This window comes from Variovorax paradoxus B4, from assembly GCF_000463015.1.
Taxonomy (GTDB): domain Bacteria; phylum Pseudomonadota; class Gammaproteobacteria; order Burkholderiales; family Burkholderiaceae_C; genus Variovorax; species Variovorax paradoxus_E.
The window spans coordinates 4,592,214-4,604,952 of sequence record NC_022247.1; the positions used below are offsets into that span (position 1 = coordinate 4,592,214).

General features: G+C 67.1%; 12 protein-coding genes. 6 read left to right on the plus strand and 6 right to left on the minus strand.

All coding sequences use genetic code 11. The features are described 5' to 3' along the window. The first annotated feature begins 12 nt into the window (after positions 1–12). From fliM to fliR, 6 genes are read left to right on the plus strand one after another with little or no spacing between them, the layout of a single operon-like run. Positions 13–1,014, plus strand: a complete 1,002-nt coding sequence (gene fliM, locus VAPA_RS21405; RefSeq protein ID WP_021008854.1) for a flagellar motor switch protein FliM — start codon at positions 13–15, stop codon at positions 1,012–1,014. Next, entirely contained in the window at positions 1,007–1,468 is a 462-nt protein-coding gene (gene fliN, locus VAPA_RS21410) for a flagellar motor switch protein FliN (protein WP_021008855.1), read from the plus strand. Before fliM ends, fliN begins: the two co-directional genes overlap by 8 nt. Beyond that, entirely contained in the window at positions 1,465–1,950 is a 486-nt protein-coding gene (gene fliO / locus VAPA_RS21415; RefSeq protein WP_021008856.1) for a flagellar biosynthetic protein FliO, read from the plus strand. The genes fliN and fliO overlap by 4 nt, the downstream gene beginning before the upstream one ends. Further along, a complete protein-coding gene (gene fliP / locus VAPA_RS21420; RefSeq protein ID WP_021008857.1) occupies positions 1,947–2,708 on the plus strand; it encodes a flagellar type III secretion system pore protein FliP in 762 nt (253 codons plus the stop codon). Before fliO ends, fliP begins: the two co-directional genes overlap by 4 nt. 9 nt (positions 2,709–2,717) lie before the next feature. Continuing rightward, the gene (fliQ, locus tag VAPA_RS21425) at positions 2,718–2,987 is read left to right on the plus strand and encodes a flagellar biosynthesis protein FliQ (protein ID WP_021008858.1); all 270 of its coding nucleotides are present in this window, start codon (positions 2,718–2,720) and stop codon (positions 2,985–2,987) included. Between the two features lie 12 nt (positions 2,988–2,999). Next, the gene (gene fliR / locus VAPA_RS21430) at positions 3,000–3,794 is read left to right on the plus strand and encodes a flagellar biosynthetic protein FliR (protein ID WP_021008859.1); all 795 of its coding nucleotides are present in this window, start codon (positions 3,000–3,002) and stop codon (positions 3,792–3,794) included. Between the two features lie 16 nt (positions 3,795–3,810). Here fliR and flgL read toward each other — a convergent pair whose 3' ends face one another. The 6 genes from flgL to VAPA_RS21460 form a co-directional block, all read right to left on the minus strand. Beyond that, positions 3,811–5,019: a flagellar hook-associated protein FlgL gene (gene flgL, locus VAPA_RS21435; protein ID WP_021008860.1), complete on the minus strand. Its 1,209-nt coding sequence runs from the start codon at positions 5,017–5,019 to the stop codon at positions 3,811–3,813. A gap of 36 nt (positions 5,020–5,055) precedes the next feature. Beyond that, the gene (gene flgK / locus VAPA_RS21440) at positions 5,056–7,014 is read right to left on the minus strand and encodes a flagellar hook-associated protein FlgK (RefSeq protein ID WP_021008861.1); all 1,959 of its coding nucleotides are present in this window, start codon (positions 7,012–7,014) and stop codon (positions 5,056–5,058) included. Between the two features lie 126 nt (positions 7,015–7,140). Then, positions 7,141–8,691 (minus strand): methyl-accepting chemotaxis protein, encoded by a 1,551-nt coding sequence (locus VAPA_RS21445; RefSeq protein WP_021008862.1) that lies wholly within the window; start codon positions 8,689–8,691, stop codon positions 7,141–7,143. Between the two features lie 63 nt (positions 8,692–8,754). Beyond that, positions 8,755–10,371, minus strand: coding sequence for a methyl-accepting chemotaxis protein (locus VAPA_RS21450; protein ID WP_021008863.1), 1,617 nt, complete (start codon positions 10,369–10,371; stop codon positions 8,755–8,757). A gap of 24 nt (positions 10,372–10,395) precedes the next feature. Further along, entirely contained in the window at positions 10,396–10,905 is a 510-nt protein-coding gene (locus VAPA_RS21455) for a chemotaxis protein CheW (RefSeq protein ID WP_021008864.1), read from the minus strand. Between the two features lie 21 nt (positions 10,906–10,926). Further along, positions 10,927–12,675, minus strand: a complete 1,749-nt coding sequence (locus tag VAPA_RS21460) for a methyl-accepting chemotaxis protein (RefSeq protein WP_021008865.1) — start codon at positions 12,673–12,675, stop codon at positions 10,927–10,929. Positions 12,676–12,739: the final 64 nt, after the last annotated feature.

The following is a 12,739-nucleotide window of genomic DNA, read 5'->3' on the forward strand; positions in this document are numbered from 1 at the left end:
GACCGCCGATCCATGGCCTATGAACAAGTGCTCTCCCAGGACGAGGTCGACGCCCTGCTGCAGGGCGTCACCGGCGGCGGGCCCGAGCAGAGCGATGGCGCCGCCGCCCGCACGGACGGCCTGCCGGTGTATGACCTGGGCGCGCCCGACCGCGTGGTGCGCAGCCGCATGCACACGCTGGAGGTCATCAACGAGCGCTTTGCCAGGCACCTGCGCAGCTCGCTGCTGAACTTCATGCGCCGCAGCCCCGACATCTCGGTCGGGCCGGTGCACATCCAGCAGTACGGCGAATTCGTGCGCCACCTGCCAGTGCCGGCCAACATCAACATGCTGCACATGAAGCCGCTGCGCGGCACGGCACTGTTCGTGTTCGATCCGAAGCTGGTGTTCCTGGTGGTCGACAACCTGTTCGGCAGCGACGGGCGCTATCACGTGCGCGTCGAGGGGCGCGACTTCACGCGCACCGAGCAGCGCATCATCAAGCGGCTCCTGAACCTCACGCTGCAGTGCTATGCCGACGCCTGGCAGCCGGTGTTCCCGCTGAGCTTCGACTACGTGCGCGCCGAGATGCACGGCAAGCTCGCCAACATCGTCGCGCCCAACGAGGTGGTGATCAACACCACGCTGCAGATCGAGTTCGGCCCCGTGGGCGGCTTCCTGCACGTGTGCATTCCCTATTCGATGATCGAGCCGATCCGCGACCTGCTGTCCAACCCGGTGCAGGACGAGATCGAGGTCGACAAGCGCTGGGTGCGCCAGATGTCGCAGCAGATGCAAAGCGCCGACGTGGAGCTCAGCGCCGAATTCATCACGCTGCCCTCGACCATCGGCGAGGTCCTCAAGCTGCAGGTGGGCGACGTGCTGCCCATCGAGCTTCCCTCCTCGATCACCGCACGCGTGGACGGCATTCCGGTGATGGAGTGCGGCTACGGGGTTTCGAACGAGCGCTATGCCCTGCGCGTGCTGCAGATGATCTCCCACCAAGACAGCGATTCGAAGAACGACCATGACTGACAACACCTCATCCACCAGCGATGCGGACGACTGGGCCAGCGCGCTGGCCGAGCAGACCGCTGCTTCCGCGCCCGCCCCGGCACCCGCACCCGCTTTCGCCCCCGCCGTCGCTCCCGCACCTGCTGCCGCTCCCGCAGGCAGCCGCGTGTTCCAGCCGCTGCAGGCCATGGCGCCCGCCGCCGGCTCGCCCGTGGACGTGGAGCGCATCCTCGACGTGCCGGTGCAGCTGACGGCCGAGCTCGGCCGCACCCGCATCACCATCAAGAGCCTGCTGCAACTCTCGCAGGGCTCGGTGGTCGAGCTCGACGGCCTGGCCGGCCAGCCGCTCGACGTGCTGATCAACGGCTACCTGATCGCGCAGGGCGAAGTGGTGGTGGTCAACGAGAAGTACGGCATCCGCCTGACCGACATCGTCACGCCCTCCGAGCGCATGCAGAAGCTCGGCCGGTCATGAATCTCTTCGCCAGGCGGCTGCGGCAGGCCGCCGCATCGATCGCGGCCGCGGCCTGCGGCCTTGCGGCCCAGGCAGCCCTGCCGACGGTGCCCACGCCCGTCGAGGCGGCGCCGGCAGTCGGTGCCTCCAGCCTGCTGCAGGCCGGCTTCGGCATGTTCGCGGTGCTGGGCCTGATCTTCCTGTGCGCATGGGCGGCCCGCCGCTTCGGCCTGCAGCGCCTGGGCGGCGGCCAGTTCGTGAAGGTGGTCTCCAGCACCATGGTCGGCCAGCGCGAACGCGTGGTCGTGGTCGAGGTCGGCGGCACCTGGCTGGTGCTTGGCATCGCGGCTGGCCGGGTCAATGCGTTGCATTCGCTGCCGGCGCAGGCGGTGCCGCCGCCGCTGGCAAGCGCCGCGCCCGACGCCCGCCTGGCCGGCGCGGCGAGCCTGTTCGCCCAGAAGCTGCGCGACTCCCTCGGGCTCAGGCAGCGGCCGACCCCATGATGCGCACCGCCCGCCAACGAAGCCTTCGCGGCGTCGTGCTGATGCTGCTCGCCCTGGCGCTGCCGGCGGTGGCGTGGACGCAGGGCCTGCCCGGCCTCACCAGCACGCCCGGCCCCGGCGGCAGCCAGACCTGGTCGCTCAGCGTGCAGACGCTGGTGATGCTGACCTCGCTCACCTTCCTGCCGGCATTGCTGCTGAGCATGACGAGCTTCACGCGTATCCTCATCGTGCTGGGCCTGCTGCGCACGGCCATCGGCACGCAGTCGTCGCCGCCCAACCAGATCCTGGTCGGCCTGTCGCTGTTCCTGACCTTCTTCGTGATGTCGCCGGTGTTCGACAAGGTCCACGACGAGGCCTACAAGCCATTCTCCGAAAACAAGATCACGGCCGAGAAGGCGCTCGAGAAAGGCATTGCGCCGTTCAAGTCCTTCATGCTGAAGCAGACGCGGGAAAACGACCTGGCCCTCTTCGCCAGGCTCGCGAAGATCCCCGACATGCAGGGGCCGGAAGAAGTGCCGCTGCGCATCCTGCTGCCCTCCTTCGTGATCAGCGAGCTGAAGACCGCGTTCCAGATCGGCTTCACCATCTTCATTCCGTTCCTGATCATCGACCTGGTGGTGGCCAGCGTGCTCATGTCGATGGGCATGATGATGGTGCCGCCCGCCTCCATCGCGCTGCCCTTCAAGCTGATGCTGTTCGTCATGGCCGACGGCTGGCAGCTTCTGATCGGCGCACTGGCCCAGAGCTTTTATCTTTAGAGGCGCGCAATGACACCCGAATCCGTCATGTCCCTGGGCAGCCAGGCCATCCACGTCTCGCTGCTGCTGGGCGCGCCGATGCTGCTGGTGGCGCTCGTGGTGGGCCTGATCATCAGCATCTTCCAGGCCGCCACGCAAATCAACGAAGCCACGCTGTCCTTCATTCCGAAGCTGCTGGCGGTGTTCGCGGTGCTGGTGCTTGCCGGCCCCTGGATGCTGGCGCAGATGCTCGACTACATCCGCACGCTGTTCTCGAGCATCCCCCAGCTCGTGGCCTGAGGCCGCGCCGCCATGCCCGCCATCTTCTCCGTCACCTCGGCGGAGCTGACCGCCTGGCTGACGGCCTTCCTGTGGCCGTTCGTGCGCATGCTGGCGCTGGTCAGCACCGCGCCGGTGTTCGGCGAGCCCGGCGTCGCGCGCCAGACCAAGGTGGCCATTGCCGCGCTGCTGGCCGTGGCCATTGCGCCGACGCTCGGTCCGATGCCTGCGGTGCCCGTGGTCTCCGCGGGCGGCGTGTGGATTCTCGTGCAGCAGGTGCTCATCGGCGGCGCGATCGGCTTCACGATGCGCATGGTGTTCGCCGCCGTACTGGCCGCGGGCGAATACATCGGCCTGCAGATGGGCCTGTCGTTCGCCTCCTTCTTCGACCCCATGGCCGGCGGCGCCACCATGGTCGTCGCACGGCTCATGCACATGCTGGCCATTCTTCTTTTCCTGGCGGTGGACGGCCACCTGCTGATGCTTGCCGCGCTGGCCGAGAGCTTTCACACGCTGCCCATCGCCGATGCACCGCTGGCCGCGCAGGGCTGGATGCTGCTGGTGTCCGGGGGCGGACGGATCTTCGCCAACGGCCTGATGCTGGCGCTGCCGCTGGTGACCGCGCTGCTCACGCTCAACCTCGCGATGGGCATCCTGAACCGGGCCTCGCCGCAGTTCAGCATCTTCGCAGTCGGCTTTCCGCTGACGCTGCTGGCGGGCATCGGCATGCTGCAGCTGCTGATGCCGCAGCTCGGGGCCTTCCTCGAGCCGCGCTTCGCCGCCGCGCTGTCTTCGCTGCTCCAGCTGACGCAGGCCCTGCGGCCCTGAAGCCGCCCCTTCGCATTCACAGGTAGTTGAACAGCGCAATGCTGTGCAGCCGCGCGAAGGTCTGCTGGGTGGCCTGGAGCGAGGTCTGGCGCCGCAGGAATTCCGAGATGGCGCTGGCCGGGTCCAGGTCCACCAGCTCCGAGAGGTAGCCCTTGTCGATCAGGTCGCGCGAGGCGCCGCTGGTGTTGAGCGCATCGAGTTCGTTCATGCGCGAGCCGATCGACGACATGACCGTGAGCACGTTGTCGTGCGCATTGGTGATCTTGACGTTGAAGGTGCTGAGCGCGTTGAGCAGATCGGCCTTCGCCGCGTCGCCGCTGCCGGCCAGCGGCTGCCTGAGCGCGGTGACCAGCTCGCCGATGGCGGCGAACACGTCGGTGCCCGCATTGCGCGCGGTGGCCACCTGGAAGGTGTCGCCGTCGGCCGGTGCGCCGCTCATGGTGATCTGCAGGCCGCCGAACGAGATGGCCGCGCCGGGCACGTAGGCGCCCGATGCGGCCACCACGGGCGGCGTGTCCTGCGTGGCGACCGTGTAGTTGCCGCCGCTGAAGCTGATCATGAAGTCCTTGCCGTAGTTGGCCGCGCCCGCATCGGTCACGCCCACGGAACCGAAGACGCCGGAGCCGGTGTTGCCGGCGCCCGCCGAGCTCACGTAGCCCGCGCCGCCCTGCACCGACTGGAACACGCTGCGCCCGTCGTCCGTGGTCGACATCTGGCGCGACACGTCGATCTGCATCAGCCGCTGGCCCTGGTCGCCCATGTACTGGATGCCGCCGGCCCCCGCCACGAAGGGCTGGCTGGCGCTCTTGAAGCCGGCGAACAGGAACTGGCCGTTGCCGTCGTCGGCGTTGGCCACGTTCACGAGCTGGTCCAGGTTGCCCTGCAGCGTGGTGGCCAGCGAGGCGCGGTCGGCATCCGACAGCGTGCCGTTGCCCGCCTGCACCGCGAGCGTCTTCATGTTCTGCATGATCGAGGTGGCCGACTTCAGCGCGGTCTCCTCCTGCGAGAGCGAGAGCATCGCGCGGCTGCGGCTGGTGGCGTACTGCGTCGACTCCGCCATCGACTGGCTCACGCCCAGCGCGCGCGCGGCGGCCACCGGATCATCGGCGGCCGTCAGGAACTTGGTGCCCGCAGCGAGCTGCTGCTGAATGCGGAACAGCTGCTGCTGCTGCGAACCCAGCGAGCTCATGCTCTGGGCGTAGAAGGATTGGGTGCTGATGCGCATCGCGACTCCGTAGGTTCTTCTTCAAAGGCGGCCGGCTCAGCCGCGGATGCCGAGGATCGCGTCGAACATGGTCGACGCGGTCTGGATCACCTTGGCATTGGCCTGGTACATCTGCTGGTACATCAGCAGGTTGGCGGTTTCCTCGTCCTGGTTCACGCCCGAGATCGAATCGCGGCTTGCGCGGATCTGGCCCGTCACGCTTTCCTGCGTGGTCGAAGCCACGCGGATTTCCATGGCGCGATTGCCCACCTCGCTCACCAGCTTGGCGAAGGCGCCGTTGAAGGTGGAGGTCCCGCCGTCCATCGCGGTCTTGCGCTGCAGCGCGCCGAGCAGCAGCGCGTTGTTGCCGTCGGACACGCCGCCCGCGTTCTTGCCGATGGTGAAGGTGTCGCCCTGCGCGGGCGCGCCGGTGAGCTTGACCTCGATGCCATCGAAGCGGATGGACGCGCCGGCGGTGTAGGGCACGGCCGTGCCGGCGGGATAGTTGGTGGAGGTACCGTCGGCCAGCGTCACCGTGACTGCGGAGGTCGCCGGAAAGCCCGACAGCGTGTTGGCCGTGGCATCGTAGGCGAGCGTGACCGTCGCGGCCAGCGGCGTGGCCAGGTAGCCCGCATCGACGACGGCCGGGCTCAAGGCGCCGGTGCCCTTGTTGCCGACCGTGTTGCCCGTGACCAGCGGCGACGCGGCGGCCACCTTGGCCGTGTCGTGCACCAGCACGTCCATGTCGCGCGCACCGGTGCGCGTCGGCTGCACCAGGAACGAATCGCCCGCCTGCGCAGCGCCGCTGGCCACCGACAGGCTCACGCCGTCGAAGCTGGCGGGAAAGGTGGTGAAGTCGCCCATCGACTGCTTGTCCGACAGCCGCGTGACGCTGTACGTGAGCGTGCCCGCCACGTCCTTCACCTGAACCGAATAGTCGCTGGTCGTGAGCTGCGAGGTGTCGCTCACGCTGGCGCCGAGCACCATGTCGCCCGCGTTGCGGGCGTTGGAAAACACGCCCGGAACGGCTTGCGAGAAGAAGTCGGTGCCCAGCACGCCGTTCAGGTCGACGCCCAGCTTGTGCTGGTCGTTGAACTCGCTGCCCAGCGCCATGGCCAGGCGGCCGATGGCGTTCTGCGCGCTGGTGAGCGTTTCGGCGCGGAAGGCCAGCAGCCCGCCCAGCGATCCGCCGGTGAGCACGTTGTCCTTGAGCTCGGAGACCGTGCCGGTGAGGCCGACCAGCGCCACTGCCTTGCGCGTCGGGTCGGCGGCGGACGAAACGGCCTGCAGCTTCGCGGCCCGGTCGCCCAGCACCAGCGTCTGGCCGTTGCCGATGAAGACGTTGTATTGGCCGCTGTCCTGCTCCAGCACCTTCACTTCGACGATCTTGCCGAGCTCGCTCACCAGCTGGTCGCGCTGGTCCATCAGGTCGTTGGGCGGCTGGCCGCCGGCCATGGCACTGAGCTGGCTGATCTGCTGGTTCAGGCTCGCGATCTGCGTGGCGTAGGTGTTGATCTGCCCGGTGCTGCCTTCGATCTGGTCGTTGACCGAGCTGTTCAGGTCCGTGAGGTATTGGTCGATGGAGCGGAACTTGTTGGCCAGCGTCTGCGCCGCGCTGATAAGCTGCTGGCGCGCCGCCGGATCGGCCGGCGTGTTGGCCACGCCCTGCACGCTGGCGAAGAAGCTCTGCATCAACGGCGTGAGGCCCGCGGTCTTGTCGGCCAGCAGCGAGTCGATGCGGTTGATCTGCGATCCGTAGCTCGCGAGCGCCGCACCCGCGGCTTCGGCGCCGTTGAGCTGGGCCGTGAGATAGCTGTCGTAGCTGCGCTGCACCGTGGTGACGCGCGCGCCGTTCCCGATGAACCCTGCGCCGGTCGTCGTGCCGCCGTTGGACGAGACCAGCGCGGTCTGCCGGCTGTAGCCGGCCGTGTACACATTGGCCGTGTTGTGGGCCGTCGTCATGAGCGCGCTTCGCGCCACGCTCAGGCCGGACAGGCCCGTTTGGAACATCGACATGAGGCTTTACCTGTAAAACGTTGTGTGTCTGGCGCCGGGCATCGCTTGCGATGCCTGCTCCCTGTCTATCGGCAGGCGGCGCGGAAAATGAAGTGCCAGCGGGAACATTTCGGGCTCGTTCCGGTTTCAGGCGACACGCCTGAACACGCTGACCGACGCGACCAGGCCCGCGGCCTGCTCCTGCATCGACTGCGCCGCGGCGGCCGCCTCTTCCACCAGCGCCGCGTTCTGCTGCGTCACCTGGTCCATCTGCGCAATCGCCTGGTTCACCTGCTCGATGCCCGTGCTCTGCTCCTGGCTGGCTGCCGTGATCTCGCCCATGATGTCGGTCACGCGCTTCACGCTGTCGACGATCTCGTCCATCGTGCGCCCCGCCTCGGCCACCTGCCGACTGCCGGCTTCGACCTTGTCCACCGAGTCGTCGATCAAGCCCTTGATTTCCTTGGCTGCTGCGCCCGAGCGCTGTGCGAGGTTTCTCACCTCGGAGGCCACCACCGCGAAGCCCCGGCCCTGCTCGCCTGCGCGTGCCGCTTCCACTGCGGCATTGAGCGCCAGGATGTTGGTCTGGAACGCGATGCCGTCGATCACGCCGATGATGTCGACGATCTTCTTGGACGAGGCATTGATCGAGCCCATGGTGTCCACCACCTGATTCACCACGCCCCCGCCCTTGACGGCCACCTCGGAAGCCGAGAGCGCGAGCTGGTTGGCCTGGCGTGCGTTGTCGGCGTTCTGCTTGACGGTGCTCGTGAGTTCTTCCATCGAGGCTGCCGTCTGCTCCAGCGAACTGGCCTGCTCTTCCGTCCTGGAAGACAGGTCCTGGTTGCCCGCAGCAATCTGGCCCGAGGCGGTGGCGATCGCATCGGTGCCGTGGCGAACCTCGCCCACCACCTTGGCAAGGCTGTCGTTCATGTGCTTCAGCGCATGCATCAGCTGGCCGGTCTCGTCGCGCGAGTCGGCCTCGATGGCCGAGCTGAGGTCGCCGCTGGCCACGGTTTCGGCCACCTTCACCGCGCGGCCCAGCGGCCGCGTGACGCTGCGGGCGATCAGGAAGGCGCAGGCCGCGCCGATCAGCAGCGTGAGCGCCGTGAGCACGATGCGCAGGTTGAAGCCTCGCTCGTTGGCTTCGTCGATCGCACGGCTCATGTCGTCGATCGCCTTGCGCTCGAGGGCCAGCAGTTCGAGCACCCGGCTTTCATAGGCCTTGGCCGCCGGCTGGAAGGTGTTCCTGAAAACGGCTTCCGCTTCACCCGGGGTGCCGCTTGCCTTCGCCTTCTGCACGGCATCCTTGGCGGCCTGGTACTTGGCACGCAGCTCGACGATGGACTTGAAGGTCGATTTCTCGAGATTGGTCACCAGCAGGGCCTCGACCTTGGCCATGGTTTCTCCACCCTTCTTGACGCTGTCGGAGATGACGTCGGCAAAGGTGACGGGAAGCGTTTCGTCGGTGGTCCTGGCAATCATCGCGGTGCGCGCGATGGCCGAGTAGGTCAGCACGTACCAGTCGGAGATGAGCCGCTCCTTCGCGAGCGGGCTCTGCATCATCTGGCGGGTGGCCTCGGCGTTGCTTCTGGCTGTCTTCAGGGCGAACGCGGCCGAGATCAGGGTCAGGGCGAGAACCAGGCCGAAGCCGATGGCCAGGCGCGTCCCGATGCGCGTGTTGGAAAGGAAGTTCATCGTGGGGTACCGAATTGGAGTGAAGGAACGGCGAAGGCGTGCGAAGCGAGGAAAGGCACGGTCTCAGATTGGCGCCACCTCCGGCGCGTGGTAATGAACGGGGCTGGTTTGCCGCAAGGCGGGTGTGGCTTGGCGCGGCTGGCCGTCCAGCCTGAACACGCTCACGGCCTCCACCAGGCTCGCGGCCTGCTCCTGCATCGACTGCGCCGCGGCGGCCGCCTCTTCCACCAGCGCCGCGTTCTGCTGCGTCACCTGGTCCATCTGCGCAATCGCCTGGTTCACCTGCTCGATGCCCGTGCTCTGCTCCTGGCTGGCCGCGGTGATCTCGCCGATGATGTCGGTCACACGTTTGACGCTGCCCACGATCTCGGCCATCGTCTTGCCGGCTTCGCCGACGAGCGCGCTGCCCACGTCGACCTTGCCGACCGAGTCGTCGATCAGGCCCTTGATTTCCTTGGCCGCTGCGCCCGAGCGCTGCGCGAGGTTTCTCACTTCGGAGGCCACGACCGCAAAACCTCTGCCCTGTTCGCCGGCACGCGCGGCTTCCACGGCCGCGTTCAGCGCCAGGATGTTGGTCTGGAACGCGATGCCGTCGATCACGCCGATGATGTCGACGATCTTTTTCGAGGACGCATTGATGGAGGCCATGGTGTCCACCACCTGGCCCACGACGTTGCCGCCCTTCACTGCCACTTCGGAGGCCGACAAGGCCAGCTGGTTGGCCTGCCGTGCGTTGTCGGCGTTCTGCTTCACGGTGCTCGTGAGTTCTTCCATCGACGCGGCCGTCTGCTCCAGCGAACTCGCCTGCTCCTCCGTTCTGGAAGACAGGTCCTGGTTGCCAGCGGCGATCTCGCCCGAGGCGGTGGCGATCGCGTCGGTGCCCTGGCGCACGCCGCTGACCACCTTGGCAAGGCTCGCATTCATGTTCTTCAATGCCAGCATCAGCTGGCCCGTCTCGTCGCGGGACGACGATTCGATGCGGCTGGTGAGATCGCCGTCCGCCACGGTCTGCGCCACGCGCACGGCCTCGGTCAGCGGACGCGTGATGCTCCGGGTCAGGAGCCATGCCAGCACGGCGCCGAGCAGCAGCGCGGCCACGGCCAGCACGATCACGTTCATGCGGCCCGCGCGGTTCAGGCTTTCCACGGCGTCGGCGGCCTTGTCGATCCGCTCTGCCTGGTGCGTCAGCATGCCGCGGATGCTCGCGTCGTAGACCTCGAGCATCGGCACCAGCTTGTCGTTCGTGAGCCGGGCCGCCTCGTCCTGCTTGCCTTCGGCCTTGAGCTTGAGGATGGAATTGCGCAGGCCCACGTACTGGCTGCGCTTCTCCTTGATGCCGGCACTGATCGCCTGCTCCTCGGGCGAATCCAGCATCGCCTCGAGTTTGGTCTGCGTCTCTGAAATGCCCGCACTGGTCTTGCTCATGTGCTTCTGCAGGTACTCCTGCACTTCCGCGTCGTTGCTCTTGACCAATGCGAAGGTGCGCACGCTGTTGCTGCTGGTGTTCAGCAGCCAGTTGGCGGCCAGGCGCTCTTTCACGAGCGAGCGCTGCACCATCTCCTGTACCGCGTCGCCCACGCCCTGCAGACGGAACACGCCGATGCCCGCGATGCACGCCATGAGCGCGAGTACCAGCGCAAAACCGATGCCAAGCCGCGTGCCGATCTTCAGGTTCTTCATGCCGATTGCTCCGTGCGCGTCACGTCAGACGACCTTCTCGACCAGGCCCATCTCGTCGCTGGACATCAGCTTGTCGATGTCCACCAGGATCAGCATCCGCTCGTCCAGCGTGCCCAGCCCGATCAGGTAGTCGGTGTCCAGCACCGAGCCCATCTCCGGCGCCGGCTTGATCTGCTCCGCGCTCAAGGTGATCACGTCCGACACGCTGTCCACCACCATGCCCACCACGCGCCCACCGATGTTCAGCACGATCACCACCGTGAACTGGTCGTAGCTCGGCGTGCCCAGCTTGAACTTGATGCGCATGTCGATGATCGGAACGATGATCCCGCGCAGGTTCACCACGCCCTTGATGTATTCCGGCGCATTCGCAATGCGCGTCACCGCGTCGTAGCCGCGCAGCTCCTGCACCTTCTGGATGTCGATGCCGTATTCCTCCTGGCCCAGCGTGAAGGAAAGAAATTCCAGCGGCCGGCCGGGCCGTGACGGGGCGGTGTGGCGGCTGTCGGTGGTTTGTTGGGATGTTGTGTTCATCGGGAAATCTGTCGCTGTTGGCTAGAACTCGGGCCACCCGCCACCGGCTGCGCCGGCCATGGCCAGCTGCGGGGACGCGGGTGCTTCTTGGGTCTTCTTGCCCGGCGCCAGGCGCCGGGACTTCGGGGAGGCTTCGGACGGCCGGACCGCCTTCGGTGCGGCGGAAGCGAGGCGTGCATTCGCTGCCGCAGCAGCGGCGTTGTCGCTGTCGAGCCTGAACACGCTGACCGACGCGACCAGGCCCGCGGCCTGCTCCTGCATCGACTGCGCCGCGGCGGCCGCCTCTTCCACCAGCGCCGCGTTCTGCTGCGTCACCTGGTCCATCTGCGCAATCGCCTGGTTCACCTGCTCGATGCCCGTGCTCTGCTCCTGGCTGGCTGCCGTGATCTCGCCCATGATGTCGGTCACGCGCTTCACGCTGTCGACGATCTCGTCCATCGTGCGCCCCGCCTCGGCCACCTGCCGACTGCCGGCTTCGACCTTGTCCACCGAGTCGTCGATCAAGCCCTTGATTTCCTTGGCTGCTGCGCCCGAGCGCTGTGCGAGGTTTCTCACCTCGGAGGCCACCACCGCGAAGCCCCGGCCCTGCTCGCCTGCGCGTGCCGCTTCCACTGCGGCATTGAGCGCCAGGATGTTGGTCTGGAACGCGATGCCGTCGATCACGCCGATGATGTCGACGATCTTCTTGGACGAGGCATTGATCGAGCCCATGGTGTCCACCACCTGATTCACCACGCCGCCGCCGCGCATGGCCACTTCGGAGGCGGAGACCGCCAGCTGGTTGGCCTGGCGCGCGTTGTCCGCGTTCTGCTTCACGGTGCCGGTGAGCTGCTCCATCGAGGCGGCCGTCTGTTCGAGCGAGCTCGCCTGCTCCTCGGTGCGCGAGGACAGGTCCTGGTTGCCCGCGGCAATCTGGCCCGAGGCCGTCGCGATCGCATCGGTGCCGTGGCGAACCTCGCCCACCACCTTGGCCAGGCTGTCGCGCATGGCCTGGACCGCATGCAGCAGGCTCGCGTGGTCGCCGCGCTTCAGGTCGATCCGGACCGCCAGGTCACCCTCGGCGATGCGGCGCGCAATGCCGGCCGTGACCGTGGGTTCGCCGCCGAGCTGCTTCAGCAGGCCGCGCGAGATCGCCCAGCCGATCGCGAAGAGTGCCGCAGCCAGCACCAGCGCACTGATCGACAGGCCGATGGCCCGGCCCATGATGGTGGCCTGCACCGTGTCCACGTAGACGCCCGAGCCGATGATCCAGCCCCAGGGCTCGAAGCCCTTCACGTAGGAGACCTTGGGAACCGGCTTGTCGCTGCCCGGCTTGGCCCAGAGGTAGGGAACGAAGCCTGCACCATTGGCCTTGACGGTGTCGACGAACGCGACGAACAGCGGCTTGCCGGTGGCATCCTTGCTGGACGAGAGGTCCCTGTTCTCGAGCGCCGGGCTGATCGGGTGCATCAGCATGCGCGGCTGCATGTCGTTGATCCAGAAATACTCGCTGCCGCTGTAGCGCAGGCCACGGATCGCCTGCATCGCCTGCTCCTTCGCCTGCGGTTCGGTCAACGTGCCCTTGGCCGCGAGCGCATGGTAGTGGGCCAGCAGGCCATGCGCGCTTTCCACCACCTGGCGCACGCTGCCCTGCCGCTCCTCCAGGATGAGCTTGCGCTCCGAAATCAGGAAAAGGGCCGTCAGGGCCGCCACGCCCACGATGGCGCTGGCCGTGAGCAGCCCGAGCTTCTGGCCGATGCTCAGGGCGCGAGGATTCAAACGGTTGAACATGGTCTCTTCCTTGGGTGGATGTCTTTTGTGCGGTGCTCTATCGACAGGTTTATCGGCATCCGCG